We start from the raw sequence: 19528 nt of genomic DNA, 5'->3' as shown, positions 1-19528 counted from the left end.
ATTAAGTCATGACTGTATCTGTGTGCAGTGTAGGAAACACCCTAAGATCAAGCCTGAAAATTTAATGGAACTTGAGCATGAGCGACCATCGTCAGTGGGCCCGAGAGGCCATTCGTATTATTGAAGCGGACTTCCAGCGCAGCGCCGACACCCACCTGATCCCACTGGCATTGCCGGGCTTACCGGGAATCGAATTGTATTTCAAGGATGAGTCCAGCCACCCCACCGGTAGCCTTAAGCACCGCTTGGCCCGCTCCTTGTTCCTGTATGCGCTGTGCAACGGCTGGCTCAAGCCCGGCGCGCCGGTGATCGAGGCCTCCAGTGGCTCCACCGCGATTTCTGAAGCGTACTTCGCGCGCTTGCTGGGCCTGCCGTTTATTGCGGTGATGCCGGCCACCACGTCCCAGGAAAAAATTGCCCAGATCGCCTTCTATGGCGGCAAGAGCCACCTGGTGCAGGACCCCACGCAGATCTATGCCGAATCCGAGCGCCTGGCGCAGGAAAGCGGTGGGCACTTCATGGATCAGTTCACCTATGCCGAACGGGCTACCGACTGGCGGGCGAACAACAATATTGCCGAGTCGATCTTCCAGCAGTTGCGCTTCGAACGGCATCCAGAGCCGAGCTGGCTGATTTCCAGCCCGGGTACCGGCGGTACCACGGCGACTCTTGGGCGCTATGTGCGTTACCGCCAGCATTGCACCCGAGTGTTGTGTGCCGACGCCGAGCGTTCGGTATTCTTCGATTATTACCAGAGCGGTGATGCCAGCTTGCGCCTGGACTGCGGCTCACGGATCGAAGGCATTGGTCGGCCACGGGTGGAAGCGTCGTTCCTGCCCAAGGTGATTGATGCAATGGTCAAGGTGCCGGATGCCTTGTCGCTGGCTGCCATGCATTACCTGGCGCAGCGCTTGGGACGGCGGGTCGGGGGATCCAGCGGCACCAACCTGATCGGCGCGTTGATTGCTGCGCAGCAGATGCAGGCGGCGGGGGAGTCGGGGTCTATCGTGGCGATTCTGTGTGACGGTGGCGAGCGTTATGCCACGACCTACTATGACGATGCGTGGCTGGTTGGGCAGGGGTATGCGCTGGAAGAGTTGATCGACGCGGTTGCCGCCAGTGTCGAGCGTGGCGAGCCGTTGCCGGACAGCGTATTGCGCGCCAATATCTAAACTGCCTGGCGCATGACGATCACTGTGGGAGGCGGGCTTGCCCGCTCCCACAATGGAGCGCGTTTACTCAGGCTTCGATCCCGAGGATGTTGCGCGCCACGGCTTCGGCAATCCGAATCCCATCAACGCCTGCCGACAGGATCCCGCCGGCATAACCTGCGCCTTCACCCGCCGGGAACAGACCTTTCACATTCAAGCTCTGCATCGACGCGTCGCGGGTGATCCGCAGTGGCGACGAAGTGCGGGTTTCGATCCCGGTCAGGACTGCGTCATGCAGCGAGTAGCCCTTGATCTGCTTCTCAAAGGCCGGCAACGCTTCGCGGATGGCCTCGATGGCGAAGTCTGGCAAGGCCAGGGCCAAGTCGCCGAGGGCAACGCCCGGCTTGTAGGAAGGTTCCACGCTACCAATAGCGGTGGACGGCTTGCCGGCGATGAAATCACCCACCAGTTGCGCCGGTGCTTCGTAGTTGCTGCCGCCGAGGATGAACGCGTGGGATTCCAGGCGCTCCTGTAACTCGATCCCGGCCAGCGGGCCGCCCGGATAGTCCACTTCCGGGGTGATACCGACCACGATCCCGGAGTTGGCATTGCGCTCGTTACGCGAGTACTGGCTCATGCCGTTGGTCACGACCCGATTTGGCTCGGAAGTGGCCGCCACCACCGTACCGCCCGGGCACATGCAGAAGCTGTACACCGAACGGCCGTTCTTGGCGTGGTGCACCAGCTTGTAGTCGGCCGCCCCCAGTTTTGGGTGCCCGGCATACTTGCCCAGGCGCGCGGCGTCGATCAGCGACTGCGGGTGTTCGATACGGAAACCCACCGAAAACGGCTTGGCTTCCATGTATACGCCACGGCCGTGGAGCATGCGGAAGGTGTCGCGGGCACTGTGGCCGAGGGCGAGGATCACGTGCCTGGAGAGGATCTGCTCGCCACCATCGACGACCACACCATTTAACTGGCCGTCCTCGATCAGCACGTCGGTGACCCGCTGTTCGAAACGCACCTCACCGCCCAGGGCGATGATCTGCTGGCGCATGTTTTCCACCACGCCGGTCAGGCGGAAGGTACCGATATGCGGTTTGCTGACGTAGAGGATTTCGTCTGGCGCGCCGGCCTTGACGAACTCGTGCAGCACCTTGCGCCCGTGGAACTTCGGATCCTTGATCTGACTGTAGAGCTTGCCGTCGGAAAAGGTCCCGGCGCCGCCCTCGCCGAACTGCACGTTGGACTCGGGGTTGAGTACGCTTTTGCGCCACAGGCCCCAGGTGTCCTTGGTGCGCTGGCGCACTTCGCGGCCACGCTCGAGGATGATCGGCTTGAAACCCATCTGCGCCAGCAACAGCCCGGCAAAAATCCCGCAAGGACCGAAACCGACCACAATCGGTCGCTCGCTCAGGTCGGCCGGCGCCTGGCCGACTACCTTGTAGCTGACATCCGGTGCAGCGTTGATATTGCGGTCGTCGGCGAACTTGAGCAGCAGGGCGGCTTCGCCCTTGACCTCAAGGTCGACGGTGTAGATGAAGCACAGCTCCGATGATTTCTTGCGCGCATCGTAGCTGCGTTTGAACAGGGTGAAATCGAGCAGATCATCACTGGCGATGCCCAGGCGCTGCACAATCGCAGGCCGCAGGTCTTCTTCGGGATGGTCGATGGGCAGCTTGAGTTCGGTGATTCGTAGCATGACAGGATCCGGTATGCGGCGTTTGGTAGGGCCGGCGGTTTTGCAAACCGGCGATTATAAGCCCCAACGGCGGTTTCCCGTCATGCTAAAACAGCGCAGGGCCGAATCAGTCGTCTCGCGAGCCGCCAAACGCCGCGCAGCCACGCTGCACCTGGCCGTTGATCCGAAGTTCGGCGCTCATGTGCTGCAGGCTGCCGCTGACGCTGTCGATGCAGCGCTGGGGCGCGACCCACAGTTCGATCTTCTGGCCGTTGGCTTCGGTGGTGAGGTTGAAACGGCCATCGCCCAGTTGCTCTTCCACATAAGGTACCGGCAGCGGTGGCTGGCCCTCGCGCTGCAGGACCATGCCCTTGTTGGTGACATTCAGCGCCCACGCGGGTTTGTGGCCGTTGGCGCGCAGGATCATGCGCTTGAAGTCCGGGTCGTCACAGGCCGAGGTCGAGCGTTCGACGCGGTACAGCTGCTGCAGCTCCACCTGGCCCTGGGTGCCGCTGGCGACCCCGGAGAACTTGCCGCGCAAGTCGGCAAACAAGGCCCCTTGCTGGCCGGCCAGGGACGCCGCTTCCTGGAGGATGCTGGTGCCGCCGGTATCGTTGACCACGTAGTTGCGCTGGTCATGGCAGGGCTGGAACAGCAGTTTATCGCCGATGGCGGTCAACTCGCCCTGCATGCGGGTCAGGCCCGCCGTGGACGGCTTGGCCGGGTCGCGCTCAAACACCTGGCAGGCGGTGAACAGGGGCAGTAGGGCAAACAGAGCAAGGATACGGGCGGCACGCATTATCGGGTCTCCTGACAAGTGCCGCCACGTTACGCAGGCTGGCGCTGCATCACAAGTCGGTGATGGGCGATTAGGTTGCAGCATTTTAACGGAGCCTGAAATTAAGCCTTTTCCCGTGGAGGTCACGGAAGCCTTATGCCAAGTTTAAGTTTTTCGAAAGGCGCATTCATATGAACATTCGATGGGCCCTTTTCGCCCTGGCCTGCGTGGCACCCCTGGCCTGGGCCGAGGTGCCGGCCAAGCTGTTCTATACCTCACAGACCGACTTCACCGATATCACCTTGACCCTGAAAAAAGCCCAAGCCCTCCACCCCGAGTTTATCGAGGTTGACGTGACGCTCACACCGCAGGCCCAGGAGCGCACGAAAGCGCTGTCCCAGGCGGCCATGCATAAACAGATGACCCTGTACCTCAATGGCCGGCAGCTCAATACGGCGACGGTCCAGGGTGTGCTCGACGGTCCGGGCCTGAGGTTCTCCATCCCTCGCGATCAGTTGTTGGAGATGATGCCGTCGCTGATCAAGTGATCAGCCGACGATGTAAGTCTGCCCGGTCTGTAAGCCTTCCACACTCTTGGCGTAGGCCAAAGCTACATCTGCCGCAGGCACCGGCTTAAAGCCCCGGAAATAAGGCGCATAGCTACCCATGGCCTCCAGCAGTACGTTGGGGCTGACCGAGTTGATCCGCAGGCCCCGTGGCAGTTCAATTGCCGCCGCTTTGACGAAAGCATCAATGGCGCCATTGACCAGCGCCGCCGAGGCGCCGGTGCGGATCGGGTCGCGGTTGAGGATGCCGCTGGTGAAGGTGAAGGACGCACCGTCGTTGGCAAATTCGCGGCCGATCAGCAGCAGGTTGACCTGGCCCATCAGTTTGTCTTGCAGGCCGAGGTCGAAGTGGCTGGCGTCCATTTCGCCCAGGGGCACAAAGTTGACGCTGCCGGCGGCGCACACCAGGGCGTCGAACTTGCCGGTTTGTGCAAACAGTCGGCGGATCGAAGCGCTGTCGCTGATATCGACGTGAAAGTCGCCGCTCGTGCGACCAATGCTGATCACTTCATGGCGCTGGGACAGTTCTGCCTTGACCGCCGAGCCCACCGTGCCGCTGGCACCAATCAACAGGATTTTCATGTGTCGTTCCTCTAGAGGTTCAGGTGAGCCTTGAGTCTAGAGTGGTTTTTTCTGCGGATAAGCGCACTAATAGGCAACCTTTGGTTTTCAATTGGAAACAATCCATGAGCGAGATGGATGATCTGGCGGCGTTTGCGGTGTTGATCGAAGCCGGCAGTTTTACCCTGGCCGCCCAGCAACTGGGGTGCAGCAAGGGCCAGTTGTCCAAGCGCATCAGCCAGTTGGAGGCGCAGTTTTCGGTGGTGTTGCTGCATCGCACCACCCGTCGATTAAGCCTCACTGCCGCCGGCGCGGCGCTGTTACCCCAGGCCCAGGCATTGGTAATCCAGGTCGACCGCGCGCGTCAGGCATTGGCGCGGCTCAAGGACGATGTGGCAGGGCCGGTGCGTATGACCGTTCCGGTTTCCCTGGGTGAAACCTTCTTCGATGGTCTGTTGCTGGAGTTTTCCCGGCAGTACCCGCAAGTACAGATCGAGCTGGATCTGAACAACAATTATCGTGACCTGGCGCGGGACGGTTTTGATCTGGCAGTACGCTCGGCGGTGGCCAACGATGAAAGGCTGGTCGCCAGGCCGCTGTTGGCCTGGCATGAAATGACCTGCGCCAGCCCGGCCTATCTGGAGCAACACGGGGAACCGCTGACACCGGCGGAGCTGGTCGGCCACCGTTGCTTGCTCAACAGCCACTACAGTGGTCGCGAAGAGTGGCTGTATCACCAGCAACACGAATTGCTGCGGGTCCGGGTGGATGGCACGTTTGCCTCCAACCACTACAACCTGCTGAAAAAGGCTGCGTTGGTGGGTGCCGGCATCGCACGGCTGCCCTCCTATCTGTTGCAGATGGAATTGGCTGACGGCCGGCTGCGTTGGCTCCTGCGTGATTATCAGACTCGTAGCCAGCCGATGTACCTGGTCCACCCCTATCAGGGCGGGTTGCCACGCCGTACCCAAGTACTGGCCGATTACCTGGTGGGCTGGTTCAAACGCAATGGCGAGGCATTGGACCGGCTTTAGCGCCAGCGCCGGGCAATCCAGTGATCTATGGACACCCGTCCTGGCCCCTTGGCCATCAACAGCAGCAGCAAGGCGATCCAGGTGCCGTGGGTCGGGTAGGCGTCGGGGTAGACAAACAACTGGATCACCAGGGTCATACCCAACAAGGCCAGGGCCGAAAAGCGCGTGGCCAGACCCAGCAGAATCAGGACCGGGAAAAAATGCTCGGCGAACGTAGCCAGGTACGCCGCCACTTCTGCGGGTACAAACGGTACGTGGTATTCACTTTTAAACAACGGCACGGTGGAGTTGGCCAACTGCGGCACACCCAGTTCGAAGGTGCCGTCTATCAGGTCGACGGCGAAGCCCTGGACCTTGGTCTGGCCGGACTTCCAGAACACCGCCGCCATGGAAAAGCGTGCAATAAGGGCGATCAGGCTGTAGGGGATGTTCCCGAAGGTTTGGGTGGCGCGTGCAATCAGGCGCGTAGCGGCAGTGTTCATGGTTGTACCTTGATATGGGTGATGGCGCGGTGGTTGATCAGCAGTCCCAGGCAGTGGTGCAGGTCAAATTCGCTCGCTGCGTCGAGGGCGTACGCCACCGCCATTTCCAGGGGCCAATCGTTGGCCAGGCTGTTGATAAACGTCACGCAGCCGCTGTCGATGCCGAATACCTCGACCTCCAGGCCGTTGCGCAGGATCAACGCGCTTTGCTCCTGCCAGGGGTTGAGGCTGGCGACGGTGTCGGTGGTTTGATGCGCGGCCCATAACGCCACCACGGCATAGTTCGACTGCAGGGTGCTGACGCTGGGGTGCAGGTGCAGGCGTACGTTGCCCAGGCTGGGCAACTGTTGCAGTTGGTCGATGACGGCCTGGGGCTCGGCGACGGGTGTGTCGGCGGCGTGATAGGCGTTGATCCGCAAGTGCTCCAGTCGCGCGACGTCCGCCAGGTAAGGCACGCTGGCGGCGGGGGCGAAGCCCTGGATAAAGGCGGCGAGGTCGCTGCCGTACTCGTTGAGCAGTGGGCTGGTGGGTGGATAGGCCTGGACATACAACCCGGCCATGGCGCGGAAAAAACCATCGCCCACCAGTTGCCGGGTTACTGGGTAACCGTCGGCCAGGGCGCTGATTAACGAACTGTGGACGTTGTTGCGATACACCGCAAAACGGCTGGCGGGATCGGCGCCGTTGTGGCTGAACAAACCCTCCGGGCATGGCTGGCCCGGCGCCAACAGGGCCTTTGCAAACTGTTCGAGCACATTCATGGGCGCACCGCCGCAGCCAGCAAGTGGCGCTCGGCTTGCCGGGCTTCGGCGTGCAATACGCTGAAGGCCGGTACATCGTTGTCGCGCTCGATCAGCGTCGCAACCGGCCCGGTGCGTTGCAAGGCCTGCTGATACAACTGCCAGACGGCGTTGTCGATGGGCGCGCCGTGATCATCAATCAGCAGGCGATCACCAAGGCTGTCGCTGTCTTCGGCAAAGCCTGCCAGATGAATCTCGCCCACCGCGTGCAAAGGCAACGCATCGAGGTAGGCCAACGGATCCTGCTGATGATTGATGCAGGACACATACACATTGTTCACGTCCAGCAACAAACCGCAGCCGGTGCGCCGGATGACCTCGCGGATAAAGTCGGTTTCATCCAGGGTGGAGCGTTGGAACTGCAGGTAGGTCGACGGGTTCTCCAGCAGCATGGGCCGCTTGAGGGTGGTTTGTACCTGGTCCACGTGTTCGCACACTCGCTTGAGAGTTGCGTCGTCATAGGCCAGGGGCAGCAGATCGTTGAGAAACACCGGGCCGTGGCTGGACCAGGCCAGGTGTTCGGAAAAGGACTGGGGTTGATAGCGCTCGATCAGTACCGCCAGGCGCGCCAGGTGGGCCTGGCTCAGCGGGCCTTCGCCGCCGATGGACAGGCCGACGCCATGCAGTGACAGCGGATACTGCTCGCGGATCAGGCCCAGGTAGTGATGAAAAGGCCCGCCGGCCACCATGTAGTTTTCGGCGTGGACTTCAAAAAAACCAATATCGGGCAGGGTGGCGAGCACTGTATGCCAGTGTTCGCTCTTGAGCCCCAGCCCGGCCCGGCACGCAAGGCCGGGTGCCTGAGCCTGGGCGACATCAGGCAGGGATGAAAGTGTCATCGTCAGTACTCAGGCAGGGGTAATTCAGGACTTGGCCTTGAAGGCTTCCAGTTGGCCAAAACCTGTCGGCGAGGTTTGGCTTTCCATCTTCACGCAGGTGCCTTCAGGGACCAGGTTCCAGGCGTTGGCCTGGTAGTCGGTTTTCGAGGTGCCCGCACAGGTAGTGCCGGGGCCTGCGGCGCAGTCATTCTTGCCTTTGAGGGCGACGCCGAAGCATTTTTCCATCTTCGCGTCGTCGGCATGGGCGACAGTGGTCAGGGTGCTCAGGCTCAAGGCCGACCCCAGGGCGAGGACGAGGGTGGCGGCGGACAGCGAACGGGTGGTCATGGTGTTTCTCCAGCAGTGAGGTGGGTAAGCAAGCGATTGTGCTTGCATACCCCACTAGAGAAAGGGGGGAGGGGATCGTTACAGGTGGTTCGAAGAAAAGTTAAAACAACGCAAATTCTACGGTTCACACAAAGCAAATGTGGGAGCGGGTTTGCTCGCGATAGAAGTGTGTCAGCCAAACCATCCGGCACTGACACACCGCCTTCGCGGGCAAGCCCGCTCCCACATTCAGACCCTAGCCGCCGAGGTAAGCCTCGCGCACTTTCGGGTCGGTCAGCAGTTGTTCGCCGCTGCCCTGCATCACTACCCGGCCGTTTTCCAACACATAGGCGCGGTCGGCAATTTTCAGTGCCTGGTTGGCGTTCTGTTCCACCAGAAACACCGTCACACCGTCCTTGCGCAGTTGCTCGATGATGTCGAAGATCTGCTGGATGATGATCGGGGCCAGGCCCAGGGACGGCTCATCCAACAGCAGCAGCTTGGGCTTGCTCATCAGCGCACGGCCGATGGCAAGCATCTGCTGTTCGCCACCGGACATGGTGCCGCCGCGCTGGCTGAAGCGCTCCTTGAGCCGAGGGAACAGGTGCAGCACCTTGTCCATCTGCTCCTGGTAGTCGCCCTTGTCGGTAAAGAACCCACCCATGGCCAGGTTCTCTTCCACGGTCAGGCGGGCAAACACCCGACGGCCTTCCGGGACCACGGCAATGCTCTTGCGCATGATCGCCGCAGAGTGCTGGCCCACCAGTTCCTCACCCATATAGCGGATGCTGCCGCTGTGAGCCTGGGGCGAGCCGCACAAGGTCATCAGCAAGGTGGATTTGCCGGCACCGTTGGCACCGATCAGGGTGACGATCTCGCCCTGGCGCACTTCCACGTTGACGTCGTGCAGGGCCTGGATCTTGCCGTAGAAAGTGGAAACGTTTTCGAATTGCAGCATTTACGCTTCCCCCAAATAGGCTTTGATCACTTCCGGGTTGTCGCGGATCTGCTCCGGCGTCCCGTTGGCCAATGGCGCGCCCTGGTTGATCACGACGATATGGTCGGAAATGCTCATGACCAGTTTCATGTCGTGTTCGATCAGCAGCACGGTGGCGTTGTTTTCTTCACGCAGCACACCGATCAACGCCTTGAGGTCTTCGGTTTCCTTGGGGTTGAGGCCGGCAGCCGGTTCGTCGAGCATCAGGATCCGCGGGCGGGTCATCATGCAGCGGGCGATTTCCAGGCGCCGTTGCTGACCGTAGGCCAGGGTGCCGGCCGGGCGGTTGGCAAACTCGGTCAGGTTGACCTTGTCCAGCCAGTACGCGGCGTACTCCATGGCCTCGCGCTCGCTCTTGCGGAACGCCGGGGTCTTGAACAGGCCCGCGAAGAAATTGGTGTTCAGGTGCCGGTGCTGGGCGATCAGCAGGTTTTCCACGGCGGTCATGTCCTTGAACAACCGCACGTTCTGGAAGGTCCGCACCACGCCCTTGCGGGCGATCTCGTGACCGGCCAGGCCCTGGATCGGCTGGCCGTCCAGCAGGATGCTGCCACCGGCCGGTTTGTAGAAACCGGTCAGGCAGTTGAACACCGTGGTCTTGCCGGCGCCGTTGGGGCCGATCAACGCGACCACTTGTTTCTCTTTGACGGTCAGGGCGACGCCATTGACCGCCAGCAAGCCGCCGAAGCGCATGCTCAGGTTTTCGACTTTCAGGATCTCGCGGCTCATTTGCGCAGCTCCATATGTGGACGTTGCATGGGCAGCAGGCCTTGAGGGCGCCAGATCATCATCAGCACCATCATGGCGCCGAACATCAACATGCGGTACTCGCTGAATTCACGCATCAGTTCCGGCAGCAGGATCATCACGATGGCCGCAAGGATCACGCCCAACTGCGAGCCCATGCCACCCAATACCACGATGGCGAGGATGATTGCCGACTCGATGAAGGTGAACGATTCCGGTGTCACCAGGCCTTGGCGAGCGGCAAAGAAGCTACCGGCAAAACCGGCGAACGCGGCACCCAGGGTGAAGGCCGAGAGCTTGATGACGGTCGGGTTCAGGCCCAGCGCGCGGCAGGCGATTTCGTCTTCACGCAGCGCTTCCCAGGCACGCCCGATCGGCATGCGCAGCAGGCGGTTGATCACGAACAGCGCGGCCAGGGCCAGCAACAGGGCGACCAGGTACAGGAACACCACCTTGCTCACCGGGTTGTAGGCAATCCCGAAGTACTCGTGGAAGGTCTGCATGCCTTCGGCAGCGGAGCGATCAAACGACAAGCCGAAGAACGTTGGCTTGGGAATGCTGCTGATGCCGTTGGGGCCGCCGGTGATATCGGTGAGGTTACGCAGGAACAGACGGATGATTTCACCGAAGCCCAGGGTCACGATGGCCAGGTAGTCACCGCGCAGGCGCAACACAGGGAAGCCCAGCAGGAAGCCGAAGGTGGCCGCCGCCATGCCGGCCAGAGGCAGGCAGATCCAGAAGCTCCAGCCCAGGTAGTGCGAGAGCAGCGCGTAGGTGTAGGCACCTACTGCGTAGAAGCCCACATAACCCAGGTCGAGCAGGCCCGCGAGGCCCACCACGATGTTCAGGCCCAGGCCCAGCAGCACGTAGATCAGGATCAGGGTGGCGATATCCACCGCACCACGGGAGCCGAAGAATGGCCAGATCAACGCGGCCACGATCAGGCCGATGATGATGTAGCGCTGGGTGCGCGGCAGGGTCAGGAACTGGCTGACCTTGGGCGAGACCAGCGGGCCACGGTTGGACTTGAGCAGCGCACCGACCTGCTGGGTGAACAGCACCCGCAGGAACATCAGCACCGAGCACAGGGCAATGATGGTCAGGGTGACTGGCCCGGTGCCGTGTACTTCAAGGTTGATCCCGACAATGCTCAGCTTGAGCCCGAGTACCGGAAAGGCCACGGCCCATACCAGCAAGGCGCTGAAAAACGCCGATTTAAGATATCTGCTCATACTTTCTCAACCTCCGGACGGCCCAGGATGCCGGTCGGCCGGAATAACAGCACCAGAACCAATAGGCCGAATGCCACCACGTCCTTGTACTGGTCGCCGAAGATATCGGCACCAAAGGCTTCGGCCACACCCAGCACCAGCCCGCCGAGCATCGCGCCCGGAATACTGCCGATGCCGCCGAGGACCGCCGCAGTGAAGGCTTTGAGCCCCACCAGGAAGCCGGCGTTGGGGTTGATCACGCCATACTGCATGCTCAGCAACACGGCAGCGACGGCGGCCAGTGCGGCGCCGATGACGAAGGTCAGGGCAATGATGTTGTTGGTGTTGATACCCAGCAGGTTGGCCATCTTGATGTCTTCGGCGCAGGCCCGGCAGGCGCGCCCCAGACGGGAGCGGGAGATGAACAGGGTCAGGCCCAGCATGGCCACCAGGGTGACGACGAAGACCAGGATCTGCATGTAGGAAATCAGCACTTCTTCTGCACCACCTGGACCGAAGGAAAAGCTCCCCGGGATCAGGTTGGGAATGGACTTGTCCTTGGAGTCCTGGGACAGCAATACGGTGTTCTGCAGGAAAATCGACATGCCGATGGCAGAAATCAACGGGATCAGGCGGTTGCTGCCACGCAAGGGGCGGTACGCAACACGTTCGATACTGTAGCCGTAGGCACTGGTTACGACGATTGACGCAAGGAACGCGGCAGTCATTAACAGCGGCAGGGAGTGGATACCCATCATGGCCAGCCCGGCAATGGCGATAAACGCCACGTAGGAGCCAATCATGTACACCTCGCCGTGGGCGAAGTTGATCATTCCAATGATGCCGTAAACCATTGTGTAGCCAATGGCTATCAAGGCATAGGTGCTGCCAATGGTCAGGCCATTAACCAACTGTTGGAAAAAATGATAGATCTCAGGCATTACAGCGCTCCTAAAAACCCGATACGCATTTCACTGGTGGAGTCATCTTCCTGCTCGGTGCTGTGTTCTGTGAGCACATTTGCACAAAGCATTTGCCAGCGAACCGCTGGTGACGGTTTTAAGATTTTCAGGTGAACCAGCGCCCGGATCGCGGGTGCGTGGCCCATAAACCTCGTAAAACAAAACCCACTGCTTGCACAGTGGGCTTGTTATCCAGTAACGCCTGGCTTACTGAGGGGAAACTTCGGTTTTTGGTTGACCGAAGTGCCATTCGTAGACCACGAACTTGAAGTCTTTCAGGTCGCCGTTCTTATCGAAGCTCAGGTCGCCGGTCGGGGTCTTGAAGGTACCCGCGTGGATGGCCTCTGCCACTTTGGTGGTGTCTTCGCTTTTGGCAGCTGCGATGCCGCCCGCGATGATTTCAACCGCCGAGTAGGCTGGGAACACGAACGGACCGCTTGGGTCTTTGCCGTCAGCCTTGAGTGCGTCGACGATGGCCTTGTTCGCAGGGTCGGCGTCGAAGGATTTCGGCAGGGTGACCAGCAGGCCTTCGGAGGCTTTCTGGGCGATTTGCGAGATGGAGTCGTTGCCCACGCCTTCCGGGCCCATGAACTTGGCTTTCAGGCCTTTTTCCTGGGATTGGCGCAGGATCAGACCCAGTTCTGGGTGGTAGCCGCCGTAGTAGACGAAGTCGACGTTGGCTTGCTTGAGCTTCTGGATAATCGAGGAGAAGTCCTTGTCACCGGCGTTCAGGCCTTCGAACACAGCAACCTTGGTGCCTTTGCTCTCGAGGGTCTGCTTAACGGCGGTGGCGATGCCTTCACCGTATTGTTGCTTGTCGTGCAGGACTGCCACGACCTTCGGCTTGACGTGGTCGGCGATGTAGTTGCCGGCCGCTGGGCCCTGGGCGCTGTCCAGGCCGATGGTACGGAAGATCAGCTTGTAGCCACGGGAGGTGATTTCCGGGCTGGTAGCCGCCGGAGTGATCATGATCACGCCTTCGTCTTCGTAGATGTCGGTTGCAGGTTGAGTGGAGCTGGAGCAGAGGTGGCCGACCACGAACTTGACGCCGTCGTTGACCACTTTGTTGGCGACGGCAACGGCTTGTTTAGGGTCGCAAGCGTCGTCGTATTCCTTGGCCTCAAGCATTTTGCCATCGACACCGCCCTTGGCGTTGATGTCCTTGATGGCTTGCTTGGCGCCCATGAACTGCATATCGCCGTATTGGGTCACAGGGCCGGTTTTAGGGCCGGCAATACCGATCTTGATGGTGTCAGCTGCGAACGAATGGCCGGCAACCCCAGCCAGGACCATAGCGGCAAACAGTTTGGAAATCTGCTTAGTAGCCTTATTCATAGTGCTCCACTCTTACTGTTGTATTTTTTATAGTTCTAGCGGCCTTGTGGGCTACAGAACCGGATCAGATATCTCGGATATCCCCCGGCAGCGGCCTGGCAACTGTACCGGTACAGTGTAGAGCGCCGGTTGATCGCTTGAAAAGCTGGCTGCTGGGGGCAAACGCCGGGTATGTCGCTTAAATGAAAGAAAAAGACAGAATAGCGGCGGGTGCTTGCCAGAGTCTCGGGCAATCCTTGGCGTTCCTGACACTTTCAATCGGTGCCTCAATTGCAACTGGGTTTTTCTGGGGAAGCCTCGACGGTATGATTGCGCCGATTTTTTCCTCAGGTGAGTTCCCATGACGCAAGAACCTAGCACCCTCTATGCCAAGCTGCTCGGCGAAACCGCGGAAATTTCCTGGAAGGAGCTCGAACCGTTCTTTGCCAAGGGTGCCCTATTGTGGGTCGACGCTGGCCTGGATTTGATCGAAGCGGCCGAGGGAATGGCCGAGGACAACCGTGACAAAGTGGCCGCCTGGCTGGCCTCCGGGAGTCTTGGCGAAGTGTCTGCGACGCGGGCATTGGACCTGGTGGAGCGTGATCCGAGCTTGTGGGCGGTGGTGGTTTCACCGTGGATTCTGATCCAGGAAAGGGCATCGAACTAAACGCGCGCACCGAAATAGTGCGAGTTGCGCGCCATTAAAAGTGTGTAGCGGAGTAACCGCTTTGCCCATGATGGCAACTGGCCGTGAAGAAAGGTCACAGGCGAGGGTGACGTAAACGTCAGGGGAACAGTTTTGCGGGCCGCGGATGGCCCGGGGAATTGTTTCTTGGTGTGGCAAGGTTAGGGGTATTTGTTGCCGGTTAGACCGCTATCGCAGACAAGCCAGCTCCCACATCCAGCCGCATTCCAAGAGTGGAACTCGGTCAACTGTGGGAGCGGGCTTGCTCGCGATGGGCGCACCTCGGTCTAGGCGGTCTTGCCCGTATGGTTGTTCAGCGAGATCACCTTGGTCTTGCCAATCCGGTGACGATAAATCTCACGCAGGTACTTGATCGCCTTCTTCACGCAATCGCGCGACAGGCGAATGTCGTTGATCGAGACAAACTTCTCTTTGTCGTTGATCAGCTCGCGGTACTTCTTCTCATACATCGGCTTGATCGCGTACCAGTTGGTATCGAGGATCTTCGCCGGGTTCTCGAATTCGTTGAGTAACTCGTCGATACGGTCCTCGTCGAAGTCTTCATGGATGATGAAGTCCAGGATCGAGTTGTCCAGGGTCTCGTCGAAACGGTACGGGTTGCGGGCAAAGCAGCGCTTGATAAAGGCCACGATCAACGTCAGGAAGTCATCCGACAGGCACGGGCTCTTGGCGATCAGGGTGGTCAACGACAGGTTGGCCGAAGCACCGATCACCAGGGCGTAGCGCTTGAGGGTGGTGTTGGGGAACAGGCTGTTGAGGTGGGTCTTGAGCCGGTTCAGGTCCATATAGGACAGTTTGTAGTCCTTGGGCAAGGAGACGATGGACACCACCGACGAGCAGTTCTTGAAGAAGTGCAGGTCATGCAGGGCCGCTGCGTCATAGCCGGAGTTCTTGTACTGCTCCAGGGATGCCTTGTAGCGCTTGGATTCGATCGGCAACAGGCTGATGCCTTCGATGGCCTGGGTGACTTTATTGAAGTGGGGCAGGTCGATGGAACGGAAGAACAAATCGTCGATGTTCAGGCGCTGCGGCTCTTTTTCAAACACCTTGAACTTGTCGTTGCTCGGCGCCGGGGTTTCCGGGACCACCGACTCGGCGTAGGCAATTGCCACCGGCCCGGCCAGGCTCATGAACAGGTCGTTGGCGTCCAGGCGAATGGTTTCACCGATGTCGATGCCGGCGCGGCGGAAATAGTTCTGGTCATAGTCGGTCGTCACCGCCTGAGCCGTCAGGATGTTGAAGATCTGCTGTGAGATGTACTGGTTGGCGTGTTTTTCCATGGCATTGACGTCAATGTTCTGGATGTTGCCGTCGTCGCTTTCTTCGGCGTAACGCATGATGTCGTTGGAGATCAGCATCATCGCGTTCCACGGGCGGATACGGCCTTTGACACTGGCCTCGCTGCTGTCTTCATTGTCGAAGTTGTACGAGAAATCCCATTCCTCCGACAGGTACTTGCACAGCAGCCGACCGGCGTTGATGTGCAGCGCCTCGGACATTTCGCTGCGGTGATCGGAGATGTTCGGCAGCACGCAGATCCCGCTGGTGAAAATCGGCTCGAACACAAAGGCATGGCCGCTCTTGCTGTCATGCTCGTCGGCAGGTTTGGTGTCGAAGGTCTTGTTCATGTACGAGTGTTGCTGGGCCAGGCCAAACTCCGAGGCCATGCCCGAGCCGGTGCCGCCGCCGGCGCTGAAGATCGAGAAGTACAGGCGCGACTGGTTGGCCTTGATCCCGCAGGAGTCGATCAGGTACGAATGGATCATCTTCCAGTCAGGGCTGGAAAAACGCTGGGTGTCTTTGTTGAGGATGATCTTGGCCAGGTACTGGCCGAGGATCGGTGCGTTACCGGCGCCACCGGCATGCACTTCCGACAGGTCCATGATTTTCATTTTGCTGTAGTCGCGCAAAAAGCCGCTTTTCTCGCCCTTGCGCGAGAAACGGATGCGTCCGGCGATGTCTTTGTCCAGGTCGCCGAGCATCACCAGCGGCTCGACCAGAAACACCGGCTTGCTGGCCTTGCTGGCGCCCAGGCGCAAGTTGTTACGGATCCACTGGGCTGGGCTGTAGCCCTTTTCAACGTAGGATTTGTCTTCGGTGCTGAACTCGTTCAGATAAAACTTGCGGGCGTTGTACACCAGTTCCGCCACATCCAGGGCGATGTTGGAGCCACAGCGCCCCAGGCCGATCAGGCAGACCGAGGGAAACTCCTGCTCACTGTGCAGCTCGCTGTCACCGTCAAGGTGCGGCGGGCGCGGGAACACCATGTCGCGCAGGCCATCGAGGTTGTCGAGGATGCGGTCGGTGTTGGTTTCGGTGAAGTACAGGTATTGCTGGGTGCCCAGCGCACGTTGACTGGTCAATGACTTTGAACCTGAGGGTTTTTCCGCAGGCGCTGTCAGCAACACGTCGGATACCGCGGTAACAGGATTATTTTTAGAAGTCATTGTGCGCCATGTGCCTGGACGGATGGCCGGAAAACATCAAAGAGCCATCACCGAGTGAGAGTTCGCGACTTTACCCGATAGGGTTTAACCCTAGGTTTTCTAGGGAAAAGCTACGTTGGACTCTCATGAATCGGCCGTTCGTCGGCGTTCTTTAATCAAATACTGGCGATTTGCCCTGATGCTGGCGTTTCAGCGAATAGGGCGGACTACCGAAGAACCCGTCGATGAACCCTTGGCGCTGGTCGTGTCCTTGCTGCCCGCCAGGCCCGGCGGGTTGCGTTGGTCAAGTGCCGTGATCACGGCACTGATTTCACTGGCCGGCACCGCTGCACTGAGCAGGTAACCCTGCACGTAATCGCAGCCATGTTTGATCAACAGCTCCAGTTGCTGCTGGGTTTCCACGCCTTCGGTAATGACTTGCAGGTGCAGGGTGTGGGCCATGCCGATGATCGCCTGGACAATCTCCATATCGGTGGTGGACTTGGGAATGTCCTGGATAAAGGAGCGGTCGATCTTCAGCGTGTTAAGGGGCAGGCGCTTGAGGTAGGAGAGGGAGGAGTAGCCAGTGCCGAAGTCGTCGATGGACAGCGCCACACCCAGCGCGCGGATTTGCCGCAGCAGGATCAGGGTGCTGCTGATGTTGCCCATCAAGGCATTTTCGGTCACCTCCAGCTCCAGGCGGCTGGCGGCGATGCCACTGCTGCGCAAGGCGTATTCGATTTCATCTGCCAGTTCGTCACGGGCCAGGTTCAGGGCCGAACAATTCACGGCCATGACCAGCTCCGGGTGCCCCTGGTCCGTCAGCCAACCCAGGTCGGCACAGGCCTGGCGCAGCACCCAGTTGTCCAGCTCGGCGATCAGGCCGTTGTTTTCGGCGATGCCGATAAACCGTTCGGGCGCCAGTAGCCCATGTTGCGGGTGTTGCCAACGCACCAGGGCTTCGAGGCGGGTGACCTTGCCTTTGTGCAGGTCCAGAATCGGTTGGTAGTGCAGGACCAGTTCCTTTTGGTTGCGCAATGCACTGCGCAATTCCTCTTCCAACTGCAGTTCGAGAAAGGCTCGGGTTTTCAGGTTGGAGCTGAAGAAGTTCAAGCTGTTGCGCCCGCCATCCTTGGATTGATACAGCGCCAGGTCGGCGGTTTTCAGCAGTTCCTCGCAGGTGGTCCCGTCCTCGGGAAACACGCTGATACCGATGCTGGTGGTCATCACCATGCGCCGGCCAGCCAGCTCGATGGGCTCTTTCATTTTCTGCATGATGCGCTGGGCCATGTGCCGCGCTTCGTCGCGATGATGGATGTTGATCAGGATGCAGAATTCATCGCCGCCAAAGCGCGCCACTACATCATTGTGACTGCGTATCGAACTCTTGATATGGCCGGCCAGGACTGTCAGCAGCTCATCGCCGGCATCATGGCCGAGGCTGTCGTTGATCCGCTTGAAGTGGTCGATGTCGAGGAAGATCACCGCCAGCATGCCCTCGGCCTGGGCTTTCTGCGCGAGGTTTTCGGCGAAGATCTGGTTGAAGCCCCGGCGATTGAGCAGGCTGGTCAGGGCGTCGTAGTGGGCCACTTGCTGCAGGGATGCGCGCGCCTGGTCCAGTTCGGTCAGCAGGGCATTGACCCGACGCAGGTCGCGTTCCTTGTGCTGCAGTTTCTTGTCGGCGAGGGCCGCGCTGATGCTGCTGCCGATGACCAACAACGTGATGACGGCCACCGACAGGCCCAGTTGCGTCGGGTTGTTGTCGATGGGCAATGCCGGCACGGCCCCGGTGGGCAGCAGCAATTGCATGGCTGCCATACCGGTGAAGTGCATGCTGATAATGCCGGCGCCGAGCACCAGGCTGGCAGCGTACTTGAGCAGTTGGTGGAACATTCCACTGCCATTGCGCAGGTAGCGGGACAACAGCAAGGCGGCCAGGCTGGCGCCAATGGCAATGGCCACCGACAACCCGAACAGCCCGCTGGAAAAATACACCTGGGCCTCGGAGCGCATGGCGGCCATGCCCACGTAGTGCATCAGGGCGATGCCCAGGCCCATGCAGGTGGCCGCCGTCAGGTACTGATGAAAACGCATTCGGGCATGACTGAGGGTTTGCAGGGCGAACAACGAAGCGATCAACGCGATCGCCAATGAAGCCAGCGTCAGGAACCATTCGTAATGGATAGTGATGGGCGCCTGGAGCGCCAGCATGCTGATGAAGTGCGTCGACCAGATCCCGCCGGCCAGGCAACCGGCGCCGATCCAGCGCCAATGGCGTTTTGCCGTCAGGTTATCAACGTGGCCGACACGCTCGGCCATGTCCAGGGTGCCAAAACTCGCGGCGCAGGCAACCAGGTACGCCAGTAGCACCAGGAAGGGGTTATGGGTGCAATTAAGTAATAAATACCCGCTCTCGGGAAGCGGGGTAAAAAAATGCAGACCCAGCCATTCCATAGCACGTCCCGTTGCAGAGTCATCTCGTGTCACTGCGCGTGGCGATGACCTATGGAATCGAGTATAGAAGGCTCAGCGGAAGCGCAAGCTGTAATGGCATTTTGATTGCTTTGATTTTGGCATGCTCGCCATAGCCAATGGTGCTAAGCACTGATGGGCAGCTCGAACTCGTAAGGCGGTTGCTCCAGCGGCGCCAGGCCGAATGCGGCGCGGGCGGCGTCGCAATCGACGTTCACTTCACCCTGGCTCCACGAGGCCTCGAATTCCCGGCACACGCTGGAACGCTGCTCGTAGATCGAACAACGGGTGCCGCTGCCCACTTCGCCCTCCAGGCTGCAACAGCGTGCCGGTTTCTGGTCGGTGCCGATCATCGCCACCCGGCTGGGGTTGATCTGTACCACCAGTTCATCGGGCACGGTGCCGCCTGATGAGGCGCATTCGCCCCAAAAGAAAGACACGCGAAAGTGTGAACAGCAGGCACCGCAATTCAGACACGGACTGGCATCGGACATG

19 protein-coding genes are annotated in these 19528 nt (G+C 59.9%); 4 read left to right on the top strand and 15 right to left on the bottom strand.

The window, feature by feature from the left end; all coding sequences use genetic code 11:
- Nucleotides 1-77 precede the first annotated feature (77 nt).
- Complete coding sequence (locus JFT44_RS19580) at nucleotides 78-1172, top strand: PLP-dependent cysteine synthase family protein (RefSeq protein ID WP_057439850.1); 1095 nt, start codon at nucleotides 78-80, stop codon at nucleotides 1170-1172.
- 67 nt (nucleotides 1173-1239) lie between these two features.
- Here the strand turns inward: JFT44_RS19580 and JFT44_RS19575 are convergent, their stop codons facing one another.
- Together JFT44_RS19575 and JFT44_RS19570 are read right to left on the bottom strand one after the other, a co-directional pair.
- Complete coding sequence (locus JFT44_RS19575; RefSeq protein WP_057958721.1) at nucleotides 1240-2853, bottom strand: NAD(P)/FAD-dependent oxidoreductase; 1614 nt, start codon at nucleotides 2851-2853, stop codon at nucleotides 1240-1242.
- Between the two features lie 106 nt (nucleotides 2854-2959).
- The gene (locus JFT44_RS19570) at nucleotides 2960-3631 is read right to left on the bottom strand and encodes a COG3650 family protein (protein WP_115127548.1); all 672 of its coding nucleotides are present in this window, start codon (nucleotides 3629-3631) and stop codon (nucleotides 2960-2962) included.
- A 170-nt stretch (nucleotides 3632-3801) separates the two neighbouring features.
- Here JFT44_RS19570 and JFT44_RS19565 point away from each other — a divergent pair, with 170 nt between their 5' ends.
- Nucleotides 3802-4158, top strand: coding sequence for a hypothetical protein (locus tag JFT44_RS19565; protein WP_198831043.1), 357 nt, complete (start codon nucleotides 3802-3804; stop codon nucleotides 4156-4158).
- On the opposite strand, the gene JFT44_RS19560 is transcribed toward JFT44_RS19565, so the two are convergent.
- Nucleotides 4159-4758 carry a short chain dehydrogenase gene (locus JFT44_RS19560; RefSeq protein WP_128593658.1) on the bottom strand — a complete coding sequence of 200 codons (600 nt, stop codon included), beginning with the start codon at nucleotides 4756-4758 and terminating at the stop codon, nucleotides 4159-4161.
- Between the two features lie 104 nt (nucleotides 4759-4862).
- On the opposite strand from JFT44_RS19560, the gene JFT44_RS19555 reads away from it, so the two are divergent.
- Nucleotides 4863-5771, top strand: a complete 909-nt coding sequence (locus tag JFT44_RS19555; protein ID WP_057439842.1) for a LysR family transcriptional regulator — start codon at nucleotides 4863-4865, stop codon at nucleotides 5769-5771.
- Here the strand turns inward: JFT44_RS19555 and JFT44_RS19550 are convergent.
- From JFT44_RS19550 to JFT44_RS19510, 9 genes are all read right to left on the bottom strand, one after another.
- Nucleotides 5768-6253, bottom strand: a complete 486-nt coding sequence (locus tag JFT44_RS19550; RefSeq protein WP_057439839.1) for a DoxX family protein — start codon at nucleotides 6251-6253, stop codon at nucleotides 5768-5770. The two genes, JFT44_RS19555 and JFT44_RS19550, sit on opposite strands and share 4 nt — an antisense overlap.
- A complete protein-coding gene (locus JFT44_RS19545; RefSeq protein WP_057958726.1) occupies nucleotides 6250-7014 on the bottom strand; it encodes a DUF2063 domain-containing protein in 765 nt (254 codons plus the stop codon). Before JFT44_RS19545 ends, JFT44_RS19550 begins: the two co-directional genes overlap by 4 nt.
- A complete protein-coding gene (locus tag JFT44_RS19540) occupies nucleotides 7011-7892 on the bottom strand; it encodes a DUF692 domain-containing protein (RefSeq protein ID WP_057958727.1) in 882 nt (293 codons plus the stop codon). Before JFT44_RS19540 ends, JFT44_RS19545 begins: the two co-directional genes overlap by 4 nt.
- 24 nt (nucleotides 7893-7916) lie before the next feature.
- Entirely contained in the window at nucleotides 7917-8219 is a 303-nt protein-coding gene (locus JFT44_RS19535) for a DUF2282 domain-containing protein (protein WP_057439836.1), read from the bottom strand.
- Between the two features lie 235 nt (nucleotides 8220-8454).
- A complete protein-coding gene (locus JFT44_RS19530) occupies nucleotides 8455-9156 on the bottom strand; it encodes an ABC transporter ATP-binding protein (protein ID WP_029297115.1) in 702 nt (233 codons plus the stop codon).
- On the bottom strand, nucleotides 9157-9924 hold the full coding sequence (gene livG, locus JFT44_RS19525) for a high-affinity branched-chain amino acid ABC transporter ATP-binding protein LivG (RefSeq protein ID WP_057958728.1): 768 nt from the start codon (nucleotides 9922-9924) through the stop codon (nucleotides 9157-9159).
- Entirely contained in the window at nucleotides 9921-11174 is a 1254-nt protein-coding gene (locus JFT44_RS19520; protein ID WP_032858082.1) for a high-affinity branched-chain amino acid ABC transporter permease LivM, read from the bottom strand. The genes livG and JFT44_RS19520 overlap by 4 nt, the downstream gene beginning before the upstream one ends.
- Nucleotides 11171-12094 (bottom strand): high-affinity branched-chain amino acid ABC transporter permease LivH, encoded by a 924-nt coding sequence (livH, locus tag JFT44_RS19515; RefSeq protein WP_057958729.1) that lies wholly within the window; start codon nucleotides 12092-12094, stop codon nucleotides 11171-11173. The genes JFT44_RS19520 and livH overlap by 4 nt, the downstream gene beginning before the upstream one ends.
- Before the next feature lie 228 nt (nucleotides 12095-12322).
- Nucleotides 12323-13450, bottom strand: coding sequence for a branched-chain amino acid ABC transporter substrate-binding protein (locus JFT44_RS19510; RefSeq protein ID WP_057958730.1), 1128 nt, complete (start codon nucleotides 13448-13450; stop codon nucleotides 12323-12325).
- A gap of 340 nt (nucleotides 13451-13790) precedes the next feature.
- Here JFT44_RS19510 and JFT44_RS19505 point away from each other — a divergent pair, with 340 nt between their 5' ends.
- Nucleotides 13791-14096 (top strand): DUF2288 domain-containing protein, encoded by a 306-nt coding sequence (locus JFT44_RS19505; protein WP_057958731.1) that lies wholly within the window; start codon nucleotides 13791-13793, stop codon nucleotides 14094-14096.
- A gap of 305 nt (nucleotides 14097-14401) precedes the next feature.
- Here JFT44_RS19505 and JFT44_RS19500 read toward each other — a convergent pair whose 3' ends face one another.
- The 3 genes from JFT44_RS19500 to JFT44_RS19490 form a co-directional block, all read right to left on the bottom strand.
- Nucleotides 14402-16582: a hypothetical protein gene (locus JFT44_RS19500; RefSeq protein ID WP_057958732.1), complete on the bottom strand. Its 2181-nt coding sequence runs from the start codon at nucleotides 16580-16582 to the stop codon at nucleotides 14402-14404.
- Between the two features lie 189 nt (nucleotides 16583-16771).
- The gene (locus JFT44_RS19495) at nucleotides 16772-19015 is read right to left on the bottom strand and encodes a bifunctional diguanylate cyclase/phosphodiesterase (protein ID WP_057439826.1); all 2244 of its coding nucleotides are present in this window, start codon (nucleotides 19013-19015) and stop codon (nucleotides 16772-16774) included.
- 143 nt (nucleotides 19016-19158) lie between these two features.
- Nucleotides 19159-19527 (bottom strand): YkgJ family cysteine cluster protein, encoded by a 369-nt coding sequence (locus tag JFT44_RS19490; protein WP_057439824.1) that lies wholly within the window; start codon nucleotides 19525-19527, stop codon nucleotides 19159-19161.
- Nucleotide 19528 lies beyond the last annotated feature (1 nt).

The sequence above is a fragment of the Pseudomonas sp. MF5691 genome (assembly GCF_016405645.1).
Classification (GTDB): domain Bacteria; phylum Pseudomonadota; class Gammaproteobacteria; order Pseudomonadales; family Pseudomonadaceae; genus Aquipseudomonas; species Aquipseudomonas shahriarae.
This window is presented reverse-complemented; position numbering and strand designations above follow the sequence as displayed.